This window comes from Streptomyces sp. NPDC048424 (genome assembly GCF_040651555.1).
Taxonomy (GTDB): Bacteria; Actinomycetota; Actinomycetes; order Streptomycetales; family Streptomycetaceae; genus Streptomyces.
Genome location: NZ_JBEZKE010000009.1, coordinates 76,640 through 99,857, shown reverse-complemented (window position 1 = coordinate 99,857; position 23,218 = coordinate 76,640). Strand labels below are relative to the sequence as shown.

The window sequence follows — 23,218 nt, the reverse complement described above, 5'->3', positions numbered from 1 at the left end:
CGTCGACCCGCGGTGCGGGCGCGGTCTGGCCGCCCCGCACCGCTTCGACGGCGTTGCCGACGGCTTCCACCGCCTCTTGCTCGGCTGCGCTCGACACTGCCCGCCTCCACGGCTCCTGGGTACCTGCGGGGGTGGGGGAGTGCGGCCCCGGCGTCCCGGCCTGGGCCCGCCCCCGTCTGGTCCTTCACACTGTTCTGCCCGGACTGTTCCGCCCGGAACGTGGCGCGCGCTCACGTTTCCCCCGGAGGGGCCCGCTCGTTGGAGGGATCGTGACACTTCTGACGAGGCGGGCAGGGGCGGGCTTGGCCGCCGTGGCGGCATGGGCGGGCCTGTTGGGCGGGCTGGCCGGATGCACCAAGGACGGCAAATCGCCGGTCGAGATCCAGCTGCCCGGCAAACCCCGCTCGCCGGACGAGGCCATCCGCATCACCCCCGACGACAACGCCAAGGGGGTCCCGGCCGACGCGCGGCTGGTGGTCACCGTGCCCGAGGGCCGGCTTGAGCGGGTCGTCGTCACCAAGGTGGAGGACGCGCAGCAGGAGGAGGTCCCCGGCGCCATCGCCGACGACGGGCTCAGCTGGAGCCCCGACCTGGAATCCGGCCGGCTCGCACTCGCGGCCAAGTACACCGTGGACGCCGTCGCCCTCGACGGGCACAACCGCCGCCAGGCCCGGCACACCACCTTCACCACCTACGTTCCCGAGGAGCGGTTCATCGGCTACTTCAAGCCCGAGAACCGCTCCACCGTCGGCGTCGGCATGATCGTCTCCTTCAAGTTCAACCGCTCGATCGAACGTCGCGCGGAAGTGGAGCGGGCCATCACCGTCACCTCCGACCCGGCCGTGCAGGTCGTCGGCCACTGGTTCGGCAGGGACCGGCTCGACTTCCGGCCCAAGGAGTACTGGAAGGCCGGCACCAAGGTCACCGTGAAGATGGACCTGCGCGACGTCGAGGGCGCGGCCGGCTCGTACGGCATCCAGTCCAAGACCGTCACCTTCACCGTCGGGCGCTCGCAGATCTCCCGGGTGGACGCGGCCGCGCACACCATGGAGGTCCGCCGGGACGGGGAGCTGCTGTCGACCGTGCCGATCAGCGCCGGGGCGCCCAAGACCACCACGTACAACGGGAAGATGGTGGTGATGGAGCTCTTCGACGTCACCCGCATGAACGGCCAGACCGTCGGCTTCGGAGGCGAGTACGACATCCCCGACGTCCCGCACGCCATGCGGCTCACCGCCTCGGGGACCTTCCTGCACGGGAACTACTGGTCCAGCCCCGACACCTTCGGCACCACCAACGTGAGCCACGGCTGCGTGGGCCTGCGCGACGACAAGGGCGGCGGCTCCGACACCCCGGCCGGCTGGTTCTTCGACCGGACCCTGATCGGCGACGTGGTGGAGGTGGCCAACTCCCAGGACAAGACGGTCGCCGCCGACAACGGGCTGGGCGGCTGGAACATGTCCTGGGCGGACTGGGTCGCCGGCTCCGCCATCGTCTGAGCGGCGCACGACAGCGCCGTACGAGTGACTCGTGTGATCGGAATGACGTAGCGGAGAGTGTCCGCGCTCCGTCCGCCCGCGCCCGCCCCCCAGCCTGTCAGGGCAATCAGGGCCATCGGGCAGCCGGGAACGGACGGAGCGTCATGTCAGCAAGGAACTGGACCCTCGGGCTCGCGATCGGGGCCGTGCTGGCCGCCGCGGCCCCCACGGCCCTCGCCGCGGACCCGGGCGCGGGCCCCGGCACCCACCGGACGGCCGCGGCCGTCCGGGCCCCGCTGCCCGACGGGCTGGGGCCCTGCGTCCCGGGCCGCTGCCCGGACCCGTACCCGCCCATCCACAGCGACGGCGTGCTGCGCGGCCGGGACAACGGCATCAACATCTTCGTGGGCGGCGACTTCCGGGTCCGGGGCAGCGCCTCCGAGGCCGAGGGCCGCCTCGTCGTCCTCGGCGACTTCGACCAGGACAAGGCCGCGGGCGGCGACAGCCGCTACAACGTCGGGATCGTCGGCGCCGGATCGCTCGTGCCGCCGCCGGACGGAGCCGACTTCCTCACCACCGGCGGAGGGATCGCCGTCGCCCGGGACGAGCGCCTGCTCGCCGACGGCGGCGTGGTCCGGCACGCGGGCCCGGTCACCGGCAGGGTGTCCGGCCGCCTGGTCCCCGACGCCGCCGCGGTCACCCCGTACGCGGGACTGCGCGACCGGCTCAGCGCCGCCAGCCAGTGCTACGCCCGGGTCGACGGGCAGCAGCTGCGCCCGGCCACCGGAACCGCCGTCAACAACCGCTACGAGACCGTCTTCACCGGCGACGGAACCTCCCCGCTCCAGGTCTTCAACGTGAACGCCGACCTGGTGGGCAACGGGGGCGGCCAGCAGGGCATCCGGTTCGCCCGGATCCCGGAAACGGCCACCATCCTGGTGAACGTGCTGGGCGGCGACCGCACGATCAACACCTACAGCGGCGGCATCCAGGACACCGACCCCCTGAACGCCTACCGCGACCGCCTGCTGTGGAACTTCCCCGACGCCACCACCGTGCGGCTGACCGGCGGGGGCCAGTTCCAGGGCAGCTTCCTGATGGGGCAGCAGACCTCCGAGACCACGGTCACGCTCCCAGGCATCAACGGCCGCTTCTTCACCACCGGCTCCGTCACCCACGGCAGCGCCACGGGCGGGGGCGGCGGCCAGGAGTTCCACGCCTACCCCTTCAACGGCGACCTGCCCGACTGCGGCGGCCCGGCCCCGGTCACCGGCTCGCTCTCGGTCCTCAAGCGGGACGGGGCGACCGGCGCCGCGCTCGCCGGGGCGCACTTCGAGCTGTGGCGGGAGACCAACGGCACCACCGGCCTGCAGACCGCCGGCGGTGCGGGCGCCGACACCCTCGTCACCGGGTGCACCACGCCGCCGAGCGGGCTGTGCGACGAGACCACCACGCTCGGCACGTACTACTGGCGCGAGACGCAGGCGCCCCCCGGGTACGAGCTGCCGGCCGAAACGGTCCACGAAGTGACGCTGACCGCCGAGAACGCCTCGGCCGGCGTCCGGTACGAGGCGGACAACCGGCGGACCCCGCAACCGCCGGACGGCGCACGGGTGGTGCTGCGCAAGACCGACGCGGCCACCGGCCGGCCCCTGCCCGGCGCGCGGTTCGAGCTGTGGCGGGAGAGCAACGGCACGGCGGGGCTCCAGCCCGTCACACCCGGGGGCGACACCCGGCTGGACACGGCCTGCGAGAGCGACGACCAGGGCACCTGCACGGTCGAGCTGCCGGTCGGCGAGACGTACTACTGGCGGGAGACCGCCGTCCCGGCCGGCTACGAACTGCCCGCGAACCCGGTCACCCGCTTCGACCTGGACGAGGGCGACGTGGCGGACGGCATCGAGGTCGCCGTCCCGAACGCGCGGAGCGAGGAGTACGAGGGCTCCATCCGGATCGTGAAGCAGGACGCCAAGACCGGGCGGCCGCTGCGCGGCGCGGTGTTCGAGGTGTGGCAGGAGACCAACAACACCGCCGGTCTCCAGACGCGCGGCATCAACGCCGACCGCCGGGCCGCCGACGGCTGCGCCACGGACCGCGGCGGGGTCTGCGAGTTCGGCCCGCTCCCCGAAGGCTGGTACTACCTGGTCGAGACGGCGGTCCCCGAGGGCTACGCCCTTCCCGCGGACCGGGTGACCGGACCGCTCAGGCTGGACGGCACCACGCCGCAGGCGCGGCTCGTGGTCACGCTGCAGAACGAGCGCGACGGCCACGGCAAGGGGAAGGACAAGGGGAAGGGCAAGGGCAAGGGGGGCCACGGCAAGGACCACGGCCACGGCAAGGGCCGGCCCCCGAAGCACCCCGGGCACCCGAACGACGCCAAGGGGCCCCGGGCCTGACACCGGCCCCGTGAACGCGTGACCCGGTGCGCCGGTGGAGTGAGCTCCTCACCCCGCCGGCGCATCAGCGCGAGCCGTACCCCCCGCCCCACGGGTTGGCTGGGCTGCGACCGTCAAAGCCCGCAGGCCCGAGGAGGCCCGGATGGCCGCACGTCAGGGGACCGGCCCGGCAGCGCGGGCGGCGGCAGTCGGCGCCCTGCTCGTACTGGCGGTCCTGCACCCGTCCCCGGCGGCCGCCGTCCCGGCGGAACCGCGGAGCCCGTGCGCGGCGGGCACCGGCCCCTACCAGCGGGAGCTGGAGGGCCACCTGGGCCGGCCGGTCGACGGGGTGCAGTCCCCGGCGGACTGCTCCGCGGTCCGGGCCTTCCAGCAGGCCAACGGCGTCGACCCCGCGGACGGCTACGCGGGCCTGGCCACCTACCGCACGATGCTCGTCGTGACCGCCCGCCCGGACCCCAACGCCGCGGGCGACTGCCCCGTCCGCGAACACCGGGTGACCTGCGTGGACATGGACCGTCAGCTGCTGTGGGTGCAGCGGGGCAGCCGCGTCGTCTTCCCACCCGTGCCCATCCGCACCGGCCGCGACTACGAGGAGACCCGGCCGGGCTGGCACGAGGTGTACTGGCGCAGCAAGGACCACGTCTCCACGCTGTACGACGCACCCATGCCCTACGCGCAGTTCTTCGACGGGGGCCAGGCCCTGCACGGTACGCCCGACTCCCTTTACGGGAGCAGCGGTTCGGCCGGCTGCGTCAACCTCACCGAACCGGACGCGGAGCGCCTCTGGGACCTGCTCACCGAGGGCGACGCGGTGTACGTGTGGGGCACCAAGCCGGGTACCGAGGACTGACCCCGACGACCGTCCCGACCACCGTCCGTCCGCCCCTCCCGACGGCCGATTCGGCCGCTGATCAGCAGTTGGGACGGAACGGTGACAAGACCGTGGCTCATCGTGATCTGCCCATGTGATTTCCTGTCGACAAGCGCGCGACTGTCCGTGCGCGGGGGACATGGGGAGAACAAGAGTGAACCTGCAGCCGATACGCGGCCGCGCCCGCACCGGCCTGCCGGCCCTTCTGCTGGGGGCGGCCCTGCTGTTCACCACCGCGTGCAGCGGTGGTGGCGGGAGTAACAGCAGCGGCAGCGGCGGCGACAACGCCGGGGGCGGCGCCAAGAACGGGACCGAGGCCTCGAAGGCCGTCGTCAGCGTCAAGCCCGACGACGGGGCCAAGGAGGTCGCCACCAGCGGCGTCCTGAAGATCTCCAGCAGCGGCGGCAAGCTCACCACGGTGACCGTCGCCGACACCAAGGGCAACGCGGTCGAGGGCAAGCTCGCCGACGACGGTTCGAGCTGGGAGCCGGCCCGTCACCTGGCCTCCGCCACCGAGTACAAGGTGCACGCCGTCGCCAAGGACGAGGCCGGCCGGGAGTCCGCCAAGGACACCACCTTCACCACCCTGACGCCGACCAACACCTTCGTCGGCCACTACACGCCGGAGGACGGCGCGGAGGTCGGCGTGGGCATGCCGGTCTCGATCAACTTCACCCGTGGGATCACCAACCCCGAGGCCGTCGAGAAGGCCATCACCGTGACCGCCGAGCCGGCCGTGCCGGTCGAGGGCCACTGGTTCGGCAACGACCGCCTGGACTTCCGCCCCGAGAAGTACTGGGCCGCGGGCACCACGGTCACCGTGAAGCTCGCCCTCGACGGCGTCGAAGGCCGCCCGGGCGTCTACGGCAAGCAGACCCGTACGGTCACCTTCAAGATCGGCCGCTCCCAGATCTCCACGGTGGACGCGAGCGAGAAGCACATGGAGGTCGTCCGCGACGGCCAGGTCATCAAGAACCTCCCGATCACCGCGGGAGCCCCGTCGACCACCACGTACAACGGGCAGATGGTCATCAGCGAGAAGTACAAGGTCACGCGGATGAACGGCGCGACCGTGGGCTTCGGCGGCGAGTACGACATCTCCGACGTCCCGCACGCGATGCGCCTGTCGAACTCGGGCACCTTCGTGCACGGCAACTACTGGGCCTCCTCCGGCACGTTCGGCTCGGAGAACGTCAGCCACGGCTGCGTCGGCCTCAAGGACGTCCGCGGCGCCGGCGACGGCAACCAGCCCGCCGCCTGGTTCTTCAACGAGTCCCTGATCGGCGACGTGGTCATCGTGAAGAACTCCAAGGACAAGCAGATCGCCCCGGACAACGGCCTCAACGGCTGGAACATGGACTGGGCGGAGTGGATCAAGTAGGCGGGTCCCGTACCCCGTGAAGCCGGCCCGGTGCTGTGACACACAGCACCGGGCCGGCTCGCGTTAACCGCGGCTAACCTGGCCCGTATGACCATCTCTCTCGAAGTCTCCGAAGGCGTCGGCACCATCCGCCTGGACCGGCCGCCCATGAACGCCCTGGACATCGCCACCCAGGACCGGCTGCGCGAGCTCGCGGTGGAGGCGACCGACCGGGCCGACGTCCGCGCCGTCGTCATCTACGGCGGCGAGAAGGTGTTCGCGGCGGGCGCGGACATCAAGGAGATGCAGGCGATGGACCACGCGGCGATGGTCGCCCGGTCCCGTGCGCTCCAGGACGCCTTCACCGCCGTCGCCCGCATCCCCAAGCCGGTCGTCGCGGCCGTGACCGGCTATGCGCTGGGCGGCGGTTGCGAGCTCGCGCTGTGCGCCGACTACCGGATCGCCGCCGACAACGCGAAGCTCGGCCAGCCCGAGATCCTGCTCGGCCTGATCCCGGGCGCGGGCGGCACCCAGCGGCTGGCGCGGCTGGTCGGCCCGTCGAAGGCCAAGGACCTCATCTTCACCGGGCGCATGGTCAAGGCCGACGAGGCGCTCGCCCTGGGCCTGGTCGACCGGGTCGTGCCCGCCGCCGAGGTGTACGAGCAGGCGCACGCGTGGGCCGCCAAGCTGGCGCAGGGTCCGGCGATGGCGCTGCGCGCCGCGAAGGAGTGCGTGGACGCCGGCCTGGAGGCCGACATCGACACCGGTCTGACCATCGAACGCAACTGGTTCGCGGGCCTGTTCGCCACCGAGGACCGCGAGCGCGGCATGCGCAGCTTCGTCGAAGAGGGCCCGGGCAAGGCGAAGTTCGTCTGAGCGAGGCGCCGGTCCTCCCTGTGGGTGGATTAGCCAGGCCTTAAGGCAGCCTTAAGCGCAAACGGTGATCCACTGACCGTGATCGCGCCCCTGCGGTGTGTCACCGCAGGTCAATCCCCATATGGGGGCGCCTTCGTTGCCTCCCGCATATGACAGGACACCCCCTTGGATTCGTTGAATCCGGGGGGTGTTTTCCTCTGGAACGGCCCGGAGGGGCAGGTCGGCCGTCCATGATGGGTGCATGGCGGGCCTGGAGGGTGTGGAACAGCCGCGGCAGCGCGGCAGCGCTTCGGCGGTACGGCTCACGGCGGCCGTTGAGGACGAACAGGGCCTCAAGGCGCTGGAGTTGTACGGGAATCCGGCCGAGGCGGAAGTGACGCTGCCGTCCATGCCGGAGTCGGCGAGCACGGCGCGCCGGCTCACCCAGTGCGTGGTGATCCGCCTCTGGGGACTCTCGCCGCAGATCGCCGAGCACGCCGTCCTGCTGGTCTCGGAGCTCGTCGGCAACGCGGTCCGGCACACCGGGGCCCGTTCCTTCGGTTTACGCATGCTGCGGCGGCGCGGCTGGATCCGCGTGGAGGTGCGCGATCCCTCGCGCGGACTGCCCTGCCTGATGCCGGTCCACGAGCTCGACACCACGGGCCGGGGCCTCTTCCTCGTCGACAAGCTGTCCGACCGCTGGGGCGCCGACCTGCTGCCGCGCGGCAAGATCACCTGGTTCGAGATGCGGGTCGCCGACCGGCAGAACGCCTGAGCGCCTGAGCGTCCGAGGGCCTGAATGCCCGAAGAAACGCCCGAAGCCCCCGGCTCGCCGTGGTGGGGCGGTGTGGGGGCTTCATGGGTGCGCCGAGGATCGAAGGGGGTGTGATCCTCGGCGTGGCGACTTCGCTCGGGTCAATGGGGAAGCCGTGGTTCCGACTATGGCAGACGAGGGTCCAAACGCCAAAAGTCCCTACTTGGACATAAGTGTGCAAATCGTAAGACTTTCTAGCTAAATCCTAGGTGAGGTGGGCCACTCACCTCGCAATCTATGAATAACTATCGGAACCTCTGAGTAAATCGTTGATCACATAGAGGATCGGCCACCCGTTCGGCCCCTTCTGGAGGGCGTCCCGAATTGGGTCAATCATTACCTTCCGGGTCATCCACCCCTTAAATGGGCAGGTGCTCTCACAACCAGGCCGCCGCGCGGCCCTGCGCGGGGCCCTGCGTGCGGCCGGTCTCGGAGCGGCCGCGACCGCCGCGGCCGGACTCACCGCCGCCTGCGGACCGGGCCGCCCCGCCCCCGCGTCCTCCGCCCCGCCCCCCGGTCCGGCCAGACCCGACCGCCCCGCCAAGGCGGCCGCCGCCTCCCCCCGCCGGTTCGCCGGGCAGCCCGTGGAGATCGGCCACGGCCCGCGCGACCGCCCCGGGGTCGCCCTCACCTTCCACGGCAACGGGGACCCCGCCATCGCCCGCGCGGTCCTGACCGAGGCCGAACGCGGGGGCGCGCGGGTCACCGTACTGGCGATCGGCAGCTGGCTCGACGCCCACCCGGACATGGCCCGCCGCGTCCTCGACGGCGGCCACGAGCTCGGCAACCACACCCAGCGCCACCTCGCCGTCAACGACCTGCCCGAGGCGGAGGCCTACGCCGAGATCACCGGCTGCGCCCAGCGGCTCAAGCGGCTCACCGGTTCCATCGGCACCTGGTTCCGGCCCTCCCAGGCCCAGTACGCGACCCCGCTCGTCCGGACCCTGGCCCAGCGGGCCGGCTACCCGCACGTCCTCTCGTACGACGTGGACTCCCTCGACTTCACCTCGCCCGGCGCCGCGGCCGTCATCCGCACCGTCACCGGGACGATCCAAGGCGGATCGGTGGTGAGCCTGCACTTCGGCTACGCGGACACGGTCGACGCGATGCCTCCCCTCCTCGAAGAACTCGCGCGCCGCAAGCTGCGCGCGGTGACCACCACGGAGCTGCTGACCCAATGACCACCACCCGCCTTCCCCGGAAGGTCACCGTGCTGCTGGCCGGTCTGGTCCTCGCCGCCCTGGCCGGCTGCGGAGCAGCCGAAAAGGGGCCCGCCGAGGCGCTCGGCACCAAGGGCCCCGCCAAGCCCGTCAAGGCCGTGCCGGCCCTCCCGCCCGGCCTGCCCGGCATGCCGCCGCTCCTCGATCCGAACGACGTCTACGCGGCGGACCGGCCGAACAAGCTCTCCCCGGTGGTCAAGGACTTCCCGTCCCGCGTCTACGTGCCGAACACCAACTCCAACACGGTGTCCGTCATCGACCCGGTGACCTACCAGGTCATCGACACCATCCCGGTCGGCGTCCAGCCCCAGCACGTGGTGCCCTCCTGGGACATGAAGACCCTGTGGGTCAACAACAACCGCGGCCACACGCTCACCCCGATCAACCCGGCCACCGGCGAGGCCGGAAAGCCCGTCGAGGTGCACGACCCGTACAACCTGTACTTCACGCCGAACGGCAAGTACGCCATCGTCATGGCCTCGATGGACAAGGAGCTGGTCTTCCGGGACCCGCACACGATGGACCGCGTCAAGACGGTCCCGGTGACCTGCTACGGCGTCAACCACGCGGACTTCTCCGCCGACGGCCGCTACTTCATCGTGAGCTGCGAGTTCTCCGGCGAGCTGCTCAAGGTCGACACCGAGCGCATGGAGGTCATCGGCCAGCAGAAACTGCCGTTCGAGGGCGCGATGCCGCAGGACGTCAAGGTCTCCCCGGACGGGAAGACCTTCTACGTCGCGGACATGATGGCGCACGGCATGTGGGTGCTCGGCGGGGACAAGTTCGAGACCCCCAAGCTGCTGCCCACGGGCAAGGGCTGCCACGGCCTGTACGTGAGCCGCGACTCCAAGGAGATGTACGTCTCCAACCGCGGCGAGGGCACCATCTCGGTCTACAACTTCCCCGAGAACAAGCTCACCAAGAAGTGGACCCTGCCGGACGGCGGCAGCCCCGACATGGGCGGGGTCTCGGCCGACGGCAAGGTGCTGTGGCTGTCGGGCCGCTACAACTCCGAGGTGTACGCGATCGACACCGTGACCGGCAAGCAGCTCGCCCGTATCCCGGTCGGCGGCGGACCGCACGGGCTCGCGGTGTACCCGCAGCCCGGCCGCTACTCGCTCGGCCACACCGGGATCTTCCGGTAGCCGAGGACCCGGCCGCCGAGGACGCCTTCGGCCGAGGGAAGTGACGACGGTGCCCCGGGGGCTCGCACGACTCCCGGGACACCGTCGCCGGCCCGTCGGGCCACGGACTACCAGGCGACCGGAAGGCGCTCCGGAAGCCGCTTGATGAAGCCCGTGCGCCAGACGAGGTTCTCGGCGGGCACCGCGAGGCGCAGCCCGGGCAGCCGCTCGACCAGCACCTCCAGCGCGATCTCGGCGTGTGCCCGGCCCAGCGCGGAGGCCGGGCAGAAGTGCCGCCCGGCGCCGAAGGCGAGATGGGCGTTCGGGCTCTCGCGCTCCAGGTCCAGCTCCTCCGGGTGCTCGAAGGCCGCCGGGTCGAAGTTGGCCCCCTCCAGGAGGACGAGGACGAGCTCGCCCTCCTTCACCAGCACGTCGCCGACCCGGACGTCCGCGAGGGCGATGCGCGGCAGGCCGTCGCCGACGGACAGGTTCCAGCGCAGCAGCTCGTCGACCGCCCTGCCCATGCGCTCGGGGTGCTCGCGCAGGTAGCCGATCAGCTCGGGCCGCTGGAGCAGCGCGAGGACCGCGAGGGTCAGGAACGCCGACGTGGAGACCGCGCCCGCGCCGAAGAGCGAGACGGCGACCGTCGCGAACATGTCGTCGCTCAGGTGGGCCGACTCCGGGTCGGCCTCCTTCAGCCCGGCGAACCTGCCGAGGAGCCCCGTACGCTCCTCGGGGGGCAGCGCGAGCTGGACGCCCAGCCGCTCGGCGAAGTAGCCCACGTCCTTGTACCAGTTGAGGGCCGAGTCGGCGAACGGCTCGCGCGCGGTCATGAAGGCGACGTCCAGCCCCGACATCAGCCGGCGCCGGTCCTCGAAGGGCACCCCGAGCACCTGGCAGTGCAGGGCCGCCGAGAAGGGGTCGGCGAACCCCGCCCGCAGGTCGGCCGGGCCGCCCTCGGCGACGATCTGGTCGATGAGCTCGCCGGCCTTGGCGCGCAGCAGGTCCTGTGAGCCCCTTCTGGCGCGGGTTGAGCGCCTTCATCACGGCGTTGCGCAGGCCGGCGCTGTTGATGTTGCCCATGTTGTCGACGACCTCGGGCGGGATCGTCAGCGCGTACTGGCGCGGGACGCCGGCGTTCGCCGTGTCCTTGAGGCTGAAGCGCTCGTCCTCCAGCACCTGCCTGGCCAGCGCGTAGCTGCTCACCAGCCAGGCCGGGTCCCCGGTGAGGGTGCGGACCCGGGCGACCGGGGCCTTCTCGCGCAGCCAGGCGCACTCCTCCGGGAGCACGTCACCGCGCCGCGAGAGCGGGAAGTCGAGGAGCGGCCGCGGCTCCCGGCCCTCCCGGCCCTCAAGCTGCTCGACGCTCATCGGCGCTCCCTTCGGTCGGTGCGTGGTCCGTGGTGCTTTCGGGTGCGGTGGCCTGCGCCGTGGCCGTCGCCGCCGCCGTGGCCGTCGCCGCGGCGGGCTCGGGCCGTACGACGGCGTACGCCTGGTTGCGGGTCGCGCGCAGGCCCCCGCCGCGTGCGAAGAGGACATCGGTCAGCGGCATCCTGACGTGGTAGGCCGCCACCGAGGAGGGCACGTCGAGAATGCTCGGGGTGTCCACGAAGAACGGGAGCTCGGCCGCCATGTAATCGAAACAGACCTGCAACTGGCCGGCTGTGATCGATTCACCTTCCGGCAACTTGGATCCGACAAAATGCAGGGCCATCTCCTCGCAGCCCTTGCGGAATTCATCGTCGGTTTCCAGGAAATGAAGGATGCGGCGGTGGAGCAGTTGGTAAACGGGGTTCGTCTGAAACTCCGACAGGGCTCGCACGCGAATATCAGCCCGTCCGGATCCGGACTCCTCCACGCCCTTGAGGATCCGCCGCCGGACCGCCTTGATTTCCTTCGCGGCGCGCTTTTCCGCGTGCTCGCGGGTGTAGCCGAAGGCGGCGAACATCCGGTCCACGTGGAGGTCGGCGTAGACGAAGTCGACCTGCGCGAAGCGGGTCGTGGCCCACTGGGCGAGGCCGGCGATGCGCTCGGAACTGAAGTAGCTGTTTCCGGGACTCACTCCGATGAGCACATGGTCGCCGTCTTCCCAGATATGGCGGCAGGTGCGGGTGAAGGGCAGAACTTCGAATGATGCGTCAGCTGTGATCGTCACCTGTGTGATCGCCCTTGTTGCCGCTTGTCCCTGGGAGCCCTGCGCTCCTGGTGTGGCGGCAATGCCGTTACGTTATGCCGTGGCCCCGGAGCGTGACAAGGGCGGGGCGGATTTGTTGGCCGGAATTATCGCTTCCGTATTGCGGAAGGGTAATTGGATTTCTTTCTGCCGTCCGAACGGGACCCGCGGCGGGGGCCGGCCGGGGGGACCGCTACCCTGAGCCGGTCAACAGGCATCAAGAAGGAGTGGACCCAGTGGCGGACATCGAGAGCGCACGGACGACGTTCGGCAAGTTCGACGCGAACGGCGACGGCTTCGTCACGGCCGACGAGTTCAAGGCGGCCATGGCGGCCATGGGCGACCCGTTCGTCACCGGCCCGGTCGCGGACGCCGTGATCGCCGCCAAGGACGCGAACGGCGACGGCCTGCTGAGCTTCGACGAGTTCTGGGCCTCCCTGAACAAGTAGTCCCTCCGCGCCCGCTCCCGCCCCGCGCACCCCGGCCCGCTCACCGGCCGGCCGGGGCGGGAGCGCGCGCGTGTCAGGCCTCCGGCCCGGACGACATGTCCTCGACCTCGGCGAGGGCCTCCTCCAGCCAGTGCAGCCAGAACGTCTCCAGGGCGATCCCCCCGTGCAGGACGAGCCGGCGCAGCCGGTCCTCCACGGCGTCGCGCCCCGGCGGGAAGTCCTTCTCCTCGATGGCCTCGTACTGCGCCAGCTGGCGCCGGTGCAGGTCCAGATGGCGCCGCAGCTCAGGGCCGAGCCCCTGCGGCCCCACCACGCCCGCCGCACGGATCCGCAGCAGCAGCGGGTCGCGCATCGGCTTCGGGTCCTGGCTCTCGCCGACCCACCGCGCCAGCTCCGCGCTGCCGCCGGGCAGCACCTCGTACTCCTTCTTCTGCCCCCGCACGGGCACCTCGCCGGGCAGCGCCCGGATCAGTCCGGCCTCCTCCAGCCGCCCTAGCTCGCGGTAGATCTGCTGGTGCGTCGCCGACCAGAAGTACCCGATGGACCTGTCGAACCGCCGGGTCAGCTCCAGCCCGGACGAGGGCTTCTCGAGCAGGGCGGTGAGGATGGCATGCGGGAGGGACATGGCGCCATCCTAGGTTTGCGGCCCCCCCTGTCAGGCCGTCCCCGTTCGGCCGCCCCCGTTCGGCCGTCCCCGGCTGGTGGCCGGGCCCGGCGGTCCCCAGGCTGGGGCTCGTCCTCGTCGACAAGGCTGGAGGAAGCCGTGGAGCAACTGCTGAGAGTCCAGAACTTCAGCGTCTCGCGCGACGGATTCGGCGCCGGTGAGCACCAGAGCCTGGAGCGGCCCTTCGGCGACACCGATCCCGGGGAGATGTTCGCCTGGGCCGGAGCCACGGCGAGCTGGCCCAACCGCACCGACCCCGGAGGCAGCCGCGGCCTCGACGACTACTTCACCCGGGACTTCGCGCACAACATCGGCGCCGAGATCATGGGCCGCAACAAGTTCGGGCCCCAGCGCGGGCCCTGGGCCGACCACGAATGGCGCGGCTGGTGGGGCGAGGAGCCCCCGTTCCACACCCCCGTGTTCGTCATGACCCACCACGAGCGTCCGTCCTTCACGCTCTCCGACACCACCTTCCACTTCGTCACCGCCGACCCGGCCACCGTCCTCGGCATGGCGCGGGAAGCGGCGCAGGGCAGGGACGTCCGGCTCGGCGGCGGGGCCACCACCATCCGGGAGTTCCTCGACGCAGACCTCGTCGACACCCTGCACGTGGCGGTCTCACCGGTGGAGATCGGATCCGGGGCACGGCTCTGGGAGTCACCCGACGAGCTCCTCGACCGGTTCCACCTCGACGTCGTGCCCAGCCCGAGCGGCGTGACGCACCACCTCTTCTGGCGGCGCTGACCGCCCCGGGCCACCTACGCCGGCACCTCCGCCAGCGCCGACTCCAGGCGCGCCAGCAGCGGCCGGGCGTTCATCCGCCGGCAGCTGGCCAGGGCCTCCCGCAGCAGGGCCCGGGCCGCCGCGGCCTCCCCCGACGCCAGCAGGGCGCGGGCGAGGGGCTCCACCGCCAGGACCCGCACCAGGCTCTGGCCCGAACGGCGGCCCAGCTCGTCCGCCGCCCGCAACTGCCGCAGCGCCCCGGCCACGTCCCCGCCGTCCAGCGCGATCCGGCCCAGCCCGATGCGGGCCGCGCTCTGCCCGGCCAGGTCCCCGGAGCCGCGGGTGTGGGCCAGGATCTCCCGGAAGCCGGCCGCCGCCTCGGCCGGCCGGCCCAGCATCCGCTGCGCGTCGGCGACCCAGCGGAGCATGCACATCCGGGGCCAGGCCGCGCCGTTCGCCTCGGCCACCGCCAAGGCCCCGCGCAGCACCTCCAGGGCGTGCTCCGGCTCGCCGCGCGCGAGGAGCACCTGCCCGATGCCGCGCAGGGCGTGCGCGTGCCCGTACAGGTCACCGGCCGCCTCGAAGACCGGTGCGATGCGCCGGCACCGCGCCATCGCCTCGTCGAGCCGGCCCTGGATCCGGTCGAGGTACGAGAGCAGCCAGCCCGCGTACGCCGCTCCGTGCGCGTCCCCGAGCTCCTCGAACAGCGCCTCCCCGGCGGTGAGCATGGCCCGGGCCGGACCCCACTCCTCGCGGCAGGTCCGGTGCCGGCCGAGGCCCACCAGCATCACCGCCTCCCCGGTGCGGTCCCCGGCGGCCCGGGCGGCGGCCAGCCCCAGCTCCTGCACCGTCTGCCAGCCGGCCAGGTCGCTGCGCAGGTCGAAGAGGTACTCCCCGGCCGCCGCGAGCTCCCAGCAGGCGTACGGGTCCACCCGCGCGGCCTGCCGTACCGCGGCGACCAGGGCCTCGCGCTCGGCGCCCAGCCAGCGCACCGGCTCGGCCCGCGGCCCGGCGAGCACCGCCGGGTCCGGTACCCGGCCGGCCGTGCGCAGGGCCAGCCCCGGGTAGTCCGGGCCCTGATGGGCCCGCCGCCCCTCGCGCACCAGCGTCACCCAGCAGGACAGGACGCGGCGCGTCACCGAGGCGCCGGCCGCCGGACCGGCGAGCTCCCGGCCGAACGCCCGCACCAGATCGTGCATGCGGTACCGGAGCTGCCCCGCCTCGTCGTGGCCGGCGACCTCCAGCAGGTGCGCCGCCACCAGGGCGTCCAGTGCGTCCTCCGCGGGGTCCGGCGGACGGTCGAGCACGGCCGCCGCCGTCCAGGCGGCGAAGTCCGGGGCGTCGAGCGACGCCAGGCCCCGCAGCAGGGCCCGCGCGTCCCCCGGCAGCGCCCGGTAGCCGATCCGCAGGCCCGCCCGCACCCCGTCCAGCACGTCCAGCCGGGACCGTTCGTCGCCCAGCCGCGCGGCCAGCCGGGCGAGTCCCCGGTGGGGGAGCGCGGCCAGCTCGGCGCCGACGATCCGCAGGGCGAGCGGCAGCCCGCCGCACAGCCGCACGAGCTCCCGCGCCGCCTCCGGTTCGGCGGCCAGCCGTGCGGCCCCGGCGATCCGCCCGAGCACCCCGAGCGCGCTGTGTTCGTCCAGCAGCGGCAGCTCGACCCCGCCCCCCAGACCCGCAAGCCGGTGCCGGGCGGTGACCAGTACGGCGCAGCCGGCCGCGGCCCCGGGCAGCAGGGCCCGGACCTGGGCCTCGTCGGCCGCGTTGTCCAGCAGCACCAACACCCGCCGCCCGGCCAGCAGGGTCCGGTACAGGGCCGCCCGCTCGCCGGCGTCGGCGGGCACCGCCGGGCCGTCCACGCCGAGGCCGCGCAGGAACCCGGCGAGCACCTCGGCCGGATCCGCCGCCGCCGTCCGGTCGGCGCCGCGCAGGTCCACGTAGAGCTGCCCGTCGGGGAACTCCCCGCGCAGACCGTGCGCGACGCGCAGCGCGAGCGCGGTCTTGCCGATGCCGGCCGCCCCGGTGACCACGCGCAGCGCACCCTCACCCAACCCCTGCCGCAGCCGCCCCTCCTCCCCCTCCCGCCCCACGAACGCCTCCGGCGCCGCAGGCAGCTGCGCGGGAACACCCCCACCACCCGCGGCGTCCCGCGCCGCGTCGGCTCCGGTGTCGGGCGGATCGCTTCGTGTCGGGGCGGCCGTGGGGGCGGGGTGTGCTCCGCTGGTCGGCCAGGGGGCTCGGTCGTGGAGTGCGGCGGCGTCGGTCAGGACGGCCGCCTGCAGGGAGCGGAGTTCCGGGCCTGGGTCCAGGCCGGCTTCGCGGGCCAGGCGGCGGCGGGCCGCGTCGAAGGCGGCCAGCGCCTCCGCGCGCCGGCCCGAGCGGTACAGGGCCAGCACGTGCAGCTCCACCAGCCGCTCCCGCACGGGGTGCGCGGCGGTGAGCGCGGCCAGCTCCGCGCAGATCTCCGCATGCCGGCCGAGCGCGAGGTCCGCCGCCAGCGCCGCCTCGACGCAGTCGATCCGCTCCTGCCCGAGCCTGGCCGCCGCCGCCTCGAAGATCCGCCCGCGCAGCCCGCCCAGGGCCGCCGGAGCCCGCCACAACCCCAGCGCGCGGCCGAGCAGTTCGCGGGCCGCGCCGGGAACCGCCGCCGCCCGCGCGGCGCACCGCAGCCGCGCGAACTCCCGTACGTCCAGCACCGCCGGCCCCGGATCCAGTGAGAAGCCCGCATCCGTGCGGACCACCGAGGCCCCCGAGCCGGCGAGGCGCCTGCGCAGCAGACCGGCCGCGTTCTGCAGCTGCTCCCGCGCCGTGGCCGGCGGGTCGTCCCACACGGCCTGCGCCAGTCCGGCGGTCGGCACCACCCGCCCCGCCTCCAGTGCCAGCGCCGCCAGCACCCGCCGGCCGCGCGGCCCACCGAGCTCCAACTCGTTCCCGTCCAGGGTGAGTTGCACGGGACCCAGTAGGGAGAGGACCAAGGCCATGGCGGACTCCGCGAAGCTCCGTGGCGGACGGGTGGCCGGCGGATGGGCCGCCGGTGGGCGCCGATCGTAGCCTCTGCCCACCTCACCGGAGCAGGGGTGGATCACCCTCCGCTTCGGCCCCGTCCCTTCTGAGAGGACAGCCCCCCATGCCCAGGACAGGACCCAGCCGCACGCGCACCGCCTCCCGCGGTGCCGCGCTGCTGACCGTCGTACTGCTCTCCCTGGCCGGACTCACCGCCCCCGACGCCGCGGCGGCCCCGGCGGGGCCCACCGTCGCCGTGGCGATGGGCGACAGCTTCATATCCGGCGAGGGCGGCCGCTGGCTCGGCAACACCGATCGCCACGACGGCAGCCGCAACGGCACCGACCGGGCCTGGACCGGCGGCTCGAAGTACGACCCGGCCAAGGTCTACGGAGCGAGCGGCGCGGTCGGCGGCTGTCACCGCTCCGACGTCTCCGAGATCGCCACCGCCCCGCTCCCCGGCATCGAGCGGCGCGTCAACCTGGCCTGCTCCGGCGCCGAGACGGTCAACGTCCTCAGCGCGGCCGCCGGCGGGCAGCCCTACCAGGGGGAGGCCCCGCAGACCGATCAGCTGGCGGCGGTGGCGCGCACCGCCCGGGTCAGGCTGATCGCGCTGTCCATCGGCGGGAACGACCTCGGCTTCGGAACGATCATCGGCGACTGCGCGTACGACTGGTACTTCAGGCGGCTGTGCTGGAAGAAGCAGGCGCCGCTCGTCGAGCAGAAGCTGCCCGCGGTGAAGGCCAGGGTCACGGCGGTGGTGGACGACATCCGGGCCACCATGCGGGCCGCCGGGTACGCGGACGGCGACTACCGGCTGGTCCTGCAGTCCTACCCGTCACCCATTCCGGGCGGGGAGTCCTTCCGGCTGAACCAGAACGACTCGGACCGCATGTTCAAGGACGGCTGCCCATTCAACGATCGCGACGCGGACTGGGCGGCGTACACGCTCGTCCCGAGGATCGGCGACATGGTCAAGGCGGTGGCCGGTGCCCGCGGCACCGACTACCTGGACCTGAGGGACGCACTGGCCGGGCACGAGGTGTGCGCGCTGGGCACCGGTCAGGTGGGCCAGGCCGGGCCGGACCCGCGCGAGCACGAGTGGTTCCGCTTCCTGGACTACGCCAACACGCAGGGCACGCTGGAGGAGTCGATGCACCCCAACGCCCACGGGCAGCGGGCGATGGCGGCCTGCCTCGGGCTGGTGGGCGCGGCCGCGCCGGGCCGGTACGCCTGCACCCAGGACTGGTTCGGCGACGGCGACCCGAGCCGGATGAGGATCCGCCCGGCGGGGTGACGGGCGGGCCGGCGGCGGGCCCGGGGCACGTGCGACGCCCCGGACCCGTCGGCCTGCCGGCTCGTCCGCCCGTCACTGGGTGACGTGCGAGATGTCCAGGACGAACCGCTCCGGGGAGTGCAGGGTGTAGGCGCGGTAGTACGGCACGGTGTCGAAGGCGGCGCCGAGGGTCACGTACCCCTCGTAGTCGCCGGTCAGGGCGATGCCCTTGAGCTTGCTGAGGTAGATCTTCTGGAGCTTGGGTCCCTGGTAGACGTTCCGGCCCGCGTCGTCGTGCGCGGCGGCGGGGTGGAAGCGGATCTCCAGGAAGTGCTTCCCGGCCAGCGGCACGGGCTTGCCGGACCCGTCGTAGACCAGCTGCGGGACGGGAGTGACGGTCACCTCGGGGACGTACCCCTGCAGGTCGACGACGATCCGGTCGTACGTGGCGTGCCCGCCCCAGCGGGCATTGACGACGAGCGGGGTCTGGCTCTGGGTGGCGGTGGCGGCGGTAGGGGCGGCGGCGGTGGAAGTGGCGGCCGAGGCAGGTGCGGCGAAGGAGAGGCAGGCGGCGAGCAGAGCGCCGGAGGCCAGGGCCACGATCTGCCGGAGACGTGCGTGGATCATGACGTCCCCTCGATTCCTGAGAGACGGGGACTGGTGGCACGGCTTAGGACGCCACCGGGGGATCCCGCGGTTCCCGTTCTCCTTCGGTCAATCCGCCGCTGCGCAACTCCCTTTGATGGCAGGGTTGTTGACTGGAAGCTGGCCCGCTCGACAGGAGAGAACCGGATGCGTCTTCACCGCTTTTCCCGTCATGGAACGGTCGCCGTGGCCCTCGTCCTGGCGGCCACCGCCTGCGGCGGCGACGCGGACCGCGAGGTCTCGCAGGAGGGGAAGGGCGGCTACCGCTGGGTGGCCACGGACGAGATCTGCAACGCGCTCCCGTACGGCGAGCTCGCCGACCCGCTCGGGGCGCGCGAGGAGGCCGCGGACCGGGACAAGCGGTCCGGCACGGGCGCCCCGGGCGTCAAGTGCGTCCAGCCGCTCGTCGAGACCGGCCCGGCGAAGTACGGCAACGTCAAAGTGGAGCTGGACCTCGCGTACACGGAGAGCGTCGACTTCTCCGAGGACGTCTTCGCCCGGGGCCGCGAGAACACGGCCAAGGACATGCCGGACAGCGGCCTCACCGAGGTGAAGGGCGTCGGCAAGGAGGCCTACCGGTTCGCCTTCAACAAGCCGACCGAGCTGCGCCAGGTCCGTGCGCTGCGGCTGCGCGACAGCAACATGACGATCGACGTGACGGTCACGGCCGAGGCGCGCACACCGCCCACCGCCGAGAGCCTGAAGGCGTACGACGCGTCGGTGGACGACTTCGCCAAGGGCGTCCTCAAGGCGCTGCGCCGCGGATAGCGCACACGGCAGACGAAGAAAGGGGCCCGGCGCGCACGCGCACCGGACCCCTTCCGTCACCCGCCGTGGATCAGCACTCGATGACGTTGACCGCGAGACCGCCGCGGGCGGTCTCCTTGTACTTGACCTTCATGTCGGCGCCCGTCTCCTTCATGGTCTTGATGACCTTGTCGAGGGAGACCTTGTGGGTGCCGTCGCCGCGCATCGCCATCTTGGCGGCGGTGACGGCCTTGACCGCGGCCATGCCGTTGCGCTCGATGCAGGGGATCTGGACCAGGCCGCCGACCGGGTCGCAGGTCAGGCCCAGGTTGTGCTCCATGCCGATCTCGGCCGCGTTCTCGACCTGCTCCGGGGTGCCGCCGAGGACCTCGGCGAGGGCGCCGGCCGCCATCGAGCAGGCCGAGCCCACCTCGCCCTGGCAGCCGACCTCGGCGCCGGAGATCGAGGCGTTCTCCTTGAAGAGCAGGCCGATCGCACCCGCTGCCAGCAGGAAGCGGACCACGCCTTCCTCGTCGGCGCCGGGCACGAAGTTCACGTAGTAGTGCAGGACCGCCGGGATGATGCCCGCGGCGCCGTTCGTCGGAGCGGTGACCACCCGGCCGCCGGCCGCGTTCTCCTCGTTCACGGCCATCGCGTAGAGGGTGATCCACTCCATCGAGAGCGCCAGCGGGTCGCCCTCGGAGCGGAGCTTGCGGGCGGTGTTCGCGGCCCGGCGCCGGACCTTCAGGCCGCCCGGCAGGATGCCTTCGCGCGACATGCCGCGCGCGACGCACGCCTGCATGACCCGCCAGATCTCCAGCAGGCCCTCGCGGATCTCCTCCTCGGTGCGCCAGGCCTTCTCGTTCTCCAGCATCATCGCGGAGATCGACAGGCCGCTCTCCCGGGCCATGCGCAGCAGCTCGTCGCCGGAGCGGAAGGGGTACTTCAGCACCGTGTCGTCGAGCTTGATCCGGTCCTCGCCGACCGCGTCCTCGTCCACGACGAAGCCGCCGCCGACCGAGTAGTAGGTCTTCTCCAGCAGCGGGGCGCCGGCGGCGTCGTACGCGAAGAGGGTCATGCCGTTCGCGTGGTACGGCAGGGAGCGCCGGCGGTGGAGGATCAGCTGGTTCGGCTCGTCGAAGTCGATCTCGTGGACGTCGCCTATCTCCGCGCCCAGCAGCCGCAGCCGGCCGCTCTTGCGGATGCGCTCGACCTCGTCGTCCGCCGTCTCGACGTTCACCGAGCGGGGGGAGTGCCCCTCCAGGCCCAGGAGCACCGCCTTGGGGGTGCCGTGTCCGTGGCCGGTCGCGCCGAGGGAGCCGAAGAGCTCGGCCCGCACGGCGGCGGTCTGGGCGAGCACGCCGTCCTTCTTCAGCCGCGTCACGAACATGCGGGCGGCCCGCATCGGACCGACGGTGTGCGAGCTGGACGGACCGATGCCGATCGAGAAGAGATCGAAAACGGAAATGGCCACGTTGGCGGTCTCCCGGGTCATCCCCGCGGTGGCGGGGAACGGACCGTCCAGTCGCGCTCGCAGCGTAGCGAGGCGGCCGACGGAGGGGCGGACTTTGCAGGGATTGCGGGCAAAGATCACCTCGTGGGCGCCCTTGCCCGGTTCATCAGCGTACGTCAGTTCGTGCGGGGGCCGGTTACACCGACCTGTACGGCGGCTTTCGCGGCCCCGACGTCGAGGACCGCGCCCCGGACCACGGGAAAGGCCCGGCCCTGTGCGAGACGAGGCCGGGCCTTCCCAAGCCGTTGCCTAGAGCGACGGGTACAGCGGGAACTTCGCGGCGAGCGCGGAGACGCGCGCCTTGAGGGACTCGGCGTCGTAGGTCGGCTTCAGCGCCTGCGCGATGATCTCGGCGACCTCGGTGAAGGCCTCGGCGTCGAAACCGCGGGTGGCGAGGGCCGGCGTACCGATCCGCAGACCCGAGGTGACCATCGGCGGCCGCGGGTCGTTCGGGATGGCGTTGCGGTTGACCGTGATGCCGACCTCGTGGAGGCGGTCCTCGGCCTGCTGGCCGTCGAGCTCGGAGTTGCGCAGGTCGACCAGGACCAGGTGCACGTCGGTGCCGCCGGTGAGGACGTCCACGCCCACGGCCTTGACGTCGTCCTGGACCAGGCGGGCGGCGAGGATCTTCGCGCCCTCCAGGGTGCGCTCCTGGCGCTCCTTGAACTCGGGCGAGGCCGCGACCAGGAAGGAGACGGCCTTGGCCGCGATCACGTGCTCCAGCGGGCCACCCTGCTGACCGGGGAAGACCGCGGAGTTGATCTTCTTGGCCAGCTCCTGCGTCGACAGGATGACACCGCCGCGCGGACCGCCGAGGGTCTTGTGCGTGGTGGTGGTGACCACGTGGGCGTGCGGTACCGGGTTCGGGTGCAGGCCCGCGGCCACCAGGCCGGCGAAGTGCGCCATGTCGACCATCAGGTACGCGCCGACCTCGTCCGCGATGCGGCGGAAGGCGGCGAAGTCCAGCTGGCGCGGGTACGCGGACCAGCCGGCGACGATCAGCTGCGGCTTGGACTCCTTGGCGAGGCGCTCGACCTCGGCCATGTCCACCTCGCCGGTCTCGTCGACGTGGTACGGGACCACGTTGTAGAGCTTGCCGGAGAAGTTGATCTTCATGCCGTGGGTCAGGTGACCGCCGTGGGCCAGGTTCAGGCCCATGATCGTGTCGCCCGGCTTCAGCAGCGCGAACATCGCGGCGGCGTTCGCCTGCGCACCCGAGTGGGGCTGGACGTTCGCGGCCTCGGCGCCGAACAGCGCCTTGATGCGGTCGATCGCGATCTGCTCGACGACGTCGACGTGCTCGCAGCCGCCGTAGTAGCGGCGGCCCGGGTAGCCCTCGGCGTACTTGTTGGTCAGGACCGAACCCTGGGCCTCCATGACGGCGACCGGAGCGAAGTTCTCCGACGCGATCATTTCCAGGGTGGACTGCTGGCGCACGAGCTCGGCGTCGACGGCGGCGGCGACGTCCGGGTCGAGCTCGTGGAGAGGGGTGTTCAGTACAGACATCAGGGTCCCCTGGGGTCAGTTACCGGCGGTGAGCTGGGCGTACTCCTCGAAGGACAGGGTGTCCTTCGGCTCCTCCGAGAGGCGCACCTTGAAGAGCCAGCCACCCTCGAACGGGGCGGTGTTCACGAGCGCCGGGTCGTCCACGACGTCCTGGTTGGCCTCGACGATCTCGCCGGAGACGGGGGAGTACAGGTCGCTGACCGACTTGGTCGACTCCAGCTCACCGCAGGTCTCGCCCTCGGTGACGGTGTCGCCGACCGCGGGGAGCTGGGCGTAGACGACGTCACCGAGCGCGTTGGCCGCGAACTCCGTGATGCCGACCGTCGCGACGCCGTCCACGGCGTCCGACAGCCACTCGTGCTCCTTGGTGTAACGCAGCTTCTCGGGGTTGCTCATGACCTGAT

At 72.3% G+C, this 23,218-nt stretch carries 20 protein-coding genes; 12 read left to right on the top strand and 8 right to left on the bottom strand.

The annotated features are described in order from the left end of the window. Positions 1-278: 278 nt before the first annotated feature. The 8 genes from AB0D29_RS15400 to AB0D29_RS15365 all read left to right on the top strand — a co-directional run bounded on the left by AB0D29_RS15400 (position 279) and on the right by AB0D29_RS15365 (position 10,139). Positions 279-1,499, top strand: coding sequence for an Ig-like domain-containing protein (locus AB0D29_RS15400; protein WP_362854705.1), 1,221 nt, complete (start codon positions 279-281; stop codon positions 1,497-1,499). A gap of 143 nt (positions 1,500-1,642) precedes the next feature. Next, on the top strand, positions 1,643-3,874 hold the full coding sequence (locus AB0D29_RS15395) for a choice-of-anchor A family protein (protein ID WP_362854519.1): 2,232 nt from the start codon (positions 1,643-1,645) through the stop codon (positions 3,872-3,874). A 142-nt stretch (positions 3,875-4,016) separates the two neighbouring features. Further along, positions 4,017-4,724 carry a L,D-transpeptidase family protein gene (locus AB0D29_RS15390; protein WP_362854518.1) on the top strand — a complete coding sequence of 236 codons (708 nt, stop codon included), beginning with the start codon at positions 4,017-4,019 and terminating at the stop codon, positions 4,722-4,724. Positions 4,725-4,905: 181 nt separating this feature from the next. Continuing rightward, positions 4,906-6,126, top strand: coding sequence for an Ig-like domain-containing protein (locus AB0D29_RS15385; protein ID WP_362854704.1), 1,221 nt, complete (start codon positions 4,906-4,908; stop codon positions 6,124-6,126). Positions 6,127-6,213: 87 nt separating this feature from the next. Further along, complete coding sequence (locus AB0D29_RS15380; RefSeq protein WP_362854517.1) at positions 6,214-6,981, top strand: enoyl-CoA hydratase-related protein; 768 nt, start codon at positions 6,214-6,216, stop codon at positions 6,979-6,981. A gap of 241 nt (positions 6,982-7,222) precedes the next feature. After that, the gene (locus AB0D29_RS15375; protein ID WP_202199635.1) at positions 7,223-7,735 is read left to right on the top strand and encodes an ATP-binding protein; all 513 of its coding nucleotides are present in this window, start codon (positions 7,223-7,225) and stop codon (positions 7,733-7,735) included. A 410-nt stretch (positions 7,736-8,145) separates the two neighbouring features. Beyond that, on the top strand, positions 8,146-8,955 hold the full coding sequence (locus AB0D29_RS15370) for a polysaccharide deacetylase family protein (RefSeq protein ID WP_362854515.1): 810 nt from the start codon (positions 8,146-8,148) through the stop codon (positions 8,953-8,955). Continuing rightward, a complete protein-coding gene (locus tag AB0D29_RS15365) occupies positions 8,952-10,139 on the top strand; it encodes a YncE family protein (RefSeq protein ID WP_362854513.1) in 1,188 nt (395 codons plus the stop codon). The genes AB0D29_RS15370 and AB0D29_RS15365 overlap by 4 nt, the downstream gene beginning before the upstream one ends. A 107-nt stretch (positions 10,140-10,246) precedes the next feature. Here AB0D29_RS15365 and AB0D29_RS15360 read toward each other — a convergent pair whose 3' ends face one another. Continuing rightward, positions 10,247-11,002, bottom strand: coding sequence for a cytochrome P450 (locus AB0D29_RS15360; protein ID WP_362854511.1), 756 nt, complete (start codon positions 11,000-11,002; stop codon positions 10,247-10,249). 467 nt (positions 11,003-11,469) lie between these two features. Continuing rightward, complete coding sequence (locus tag AB0D29_RS15355) at positions 11,470-12,273, bottom strand: tRNA-dependent cyclodipeptide synthase (protein ID WP_362854510.1); 804 nt, start codon at positions 12,271-12,273, stop codon at positions 11,470-11,472. Positions 12,274-12,527: 254 nt separating this feature from the next. On the opposite strand from AB0D29_RS15355, the gene AB0D29_RS15350 reads away from it, so the two are divergent. Beyond that, entirely contained in the window at positions 12,528-12,740 is a 213-nt protein-coding gene (locus AB0D29_RS15350; protein ID WP_362854509.1) for an EF-hand domain-containing protein, read from the top strand. A 73-nt stretch (positions 12,741-12,813) separates the two neighbouring features. Here the strand turns inward: AB0D29_RS15350 and AB0D29_RS15345 are convergent, their stop codons facing one another. Beyond that, positions 12,814-13,365 (bottom strand): PadR family transcriptional regulator, encoded by a 552-nt coding sequence (locus AB0D29_RS15345; RefSeq protein WP_362854508.1) that lies wholly within the window; start codon positions 13,363-13,365, stop codon positions 12,814-12,816. A 138-nt stretch (positions 13,366-13,503) separates the two neighbouring features. Here AB0D29_RS15345 and AB0D29_RS15340 point away from each other — a divergent pair, with 138 nt between their 5' ends. Further along, positions 13,504-14,148: a dihydrofolate reductase family protein gene (locus AB0D29_RS15340; protein ID WP_362854507.1), complete on the top strand. Its 645-nt coding sequence runs from the start codon at positions 13,504-13,506 to the stop codon at positions 14,146-14,148. 14 nt (positions 14,149-14,162) lie between these two features. Here AB0D29_RS15340 and AB0D29_RS15335 read toward each other — a convergent pair whose 3' ends face one another. Then, positions 14,163-17,105 (bottom strand): BTAD domain-containing putative transcriptional regulator, encoded by a 2,943-nt coding sequence (locus AB0D29_RS15335; RefSeq protein WP_362854505.1) that lies wholly within the window; start codon positions 17,103-17,105, stop codon positions 14,163-14,165. A gap of 146 nt (positions 17,106-17,251) precedes the next feature. On the opposite strand from AB0D29_RS15335, the gene AB0D29_RS15330 reads away from it, so the two are divergent. Next, positions 17,252-18,424 (top strand): SGNH/GDSL hydrolase family protein, encoded by a 1,173-nt coding sequence (locus tag AB0D29_RS15330; protein ID WP_362854504.1) that lies wholly within the window; start codon positions 17,252-17,254, stop codon positions 18,422-18,424. A gap of 72 nt (positions 18,425-18,496) precedes the next feature. Here the strand turns inward: AB0D29_RS15330 and AB0D29_RS15325 are convergent, their stop codons facing one another. Further along, positions 18,497-19,030: a hypothetical protein gene (locus tag AB0D29_RS15325; RefSeq protein ID WP_362854503.1), complete on the bottom strand. Its 534-nt coding sequence runs from the start codon at positions 19,028-19,030 to the stop codon at positions 18,497-18,499. Between the two features lie 165 nt (positions 19,031-19,195). Here AB0D29_RS15325 and AB0D29_RS15320 point away from each other — a divergent pair, with 165 nt between their 5' ends. After that, entirely contained in the window at positions 19,196-19,816 is a 621-nt protein-coding gene (locus tag AB0D29_RS15320; RefSeq protein ID WP_362854502.1) for a hypothetical protein, read from the top strand. Positions 19,817-19,886: 70 nt separating this feature from the next. Here the strand turns inward: AB0D29_RS15320 and AB0D29_RS15315 are convergent, their stop codons facing one another. From AB0D29_RS15315 to gcvH, 3 genes are all read right to left on the bottom strand, one after another. Continuing rightward, entirely contained in the window at positions 19,887-21,269 is a 1,383-nt protein-coding gene (locus tag AB0D29_RS15315) for an L-serine ammonia-lyase (RefSeq protein ID WP_362854501.1), read from the bottom strand. Positions 21,270-21,557: 288 nt separating this feature from the next. Continuing rightward, a complete protein-coding gene (gene glyA, locus AB0D29_RS15310) occupies positions 21,558-22,814 on the bottom strand; it encodes a serine hydroxymethyltransferase (RefSeq protein WP_362854499.1) in 1,257 nt (418 codons plus the stop codon). Positions 22,815-22,829: 15 nt separating this feature from the next. Beyond that, positions 22,830-23,210 (bottom strand): glycine cleavage system protein GcvH, encoded by a 381-nt coding sequence (gcvH, locus tag AB0D29_RS15305; RefSeq protein ID WP_362854498.1) that lies wholly within the window; start codon positions 23,208-23,210, stop codon positions 22,830-22,832. Positions 23,211-23,218 lie beyond the last annotated feature (8 nt).

Excerpts from the sequence above, each read along its gene's own strand:
- AB0D29_RS15375 (WP_202199635.1), top strand. The coding sequence starts at position 7,223 with ATGGCGGGCCTGGAGGGTGTGGAACAGCCGCGGCAGCGCGGCAGCGCT.
- AB0D29_RS15390 (WP_362854518.1), top strand. The coding sequence starts at position 4,017 with ATGGCCGCACGTCAGGGGACCGGCCCGGCAGCGCGGGCGGCGGCAGTC.
- gcvH (WP_362854498.1), bottom strand. The coding sequence starts at position 23,210 with ATGAGCAACCCCGAGAAGCTGCGTTACACCAAGGAGCACGAGTGGCTG.
- glyA (WP_362854499.1), bottom strand. The coding sequence starts at position 22,814 with ATGTCTGTACTGAACACCCCTCTCCACGAGCTCGACCCGGACGTCGCC.
- AB0D29_RS15365 (WP_362854513.1), top strand. The coding sequence starts at position 8,952 with ATGACCACCACCCGCCTTCCCCGGAAGGTCACCGTGCTGCTGGCCGGT.
- AB0D29_RS15345 (WP_362854508.1), bottom strand. The coding sequence starts at position 13,365 with ATGTCCCTCCCGCATGCCATCCTCACCGCCCTGCTCGAGAAGCCCTCG.
- AB0D29_RS15335 (WP_362854505.1), bottom strand. The coding sequence starts at position 17,105 with ATGGCCTTGGTCCTCTCCCTACTGGGTCCCGTGCAACTCACCCTGGAC.
- AB0D29_RS15320 (WP_362854502.1), top strand. The coding sequence starts at position 19,196 with ATGCGTCTTCACCGCTTTTCCCGTCATGGAACGGTCGCCGTGGCCCTC.
- AB0D29_RS15325 (WP_362854503.1), bottom strand. The coding sequence starts at position 19,030 with ATGATCCACGCACGTCTCCGGCAGATCGTGGCCCTGGCCTCCGGCGCT.
- AB0D29_RS15380 (WP_362854517.1), top strand. The coding sequence starts at position 6,214 with ATGACCATCTCTCTCGAAGTCTCCGAAGGCGTCGGCACCATCCGCCTG.
- AB0D29_RS15330 (WP_362854504.1), top strand. The coding sequence starts at position 17,252 with ATGCCCAGGACAGGACCCAGCCGCACGCGCACCGCCTCCCGCGGTGCC.
- AB0D29_RS15395 (WP_362854519.1), top strand. The coding sequence starts at position 1,643 with ATGTCAGCAAGGAACTGGACCCTCGGGCTCGCGATCGGGGCCGTGCTG.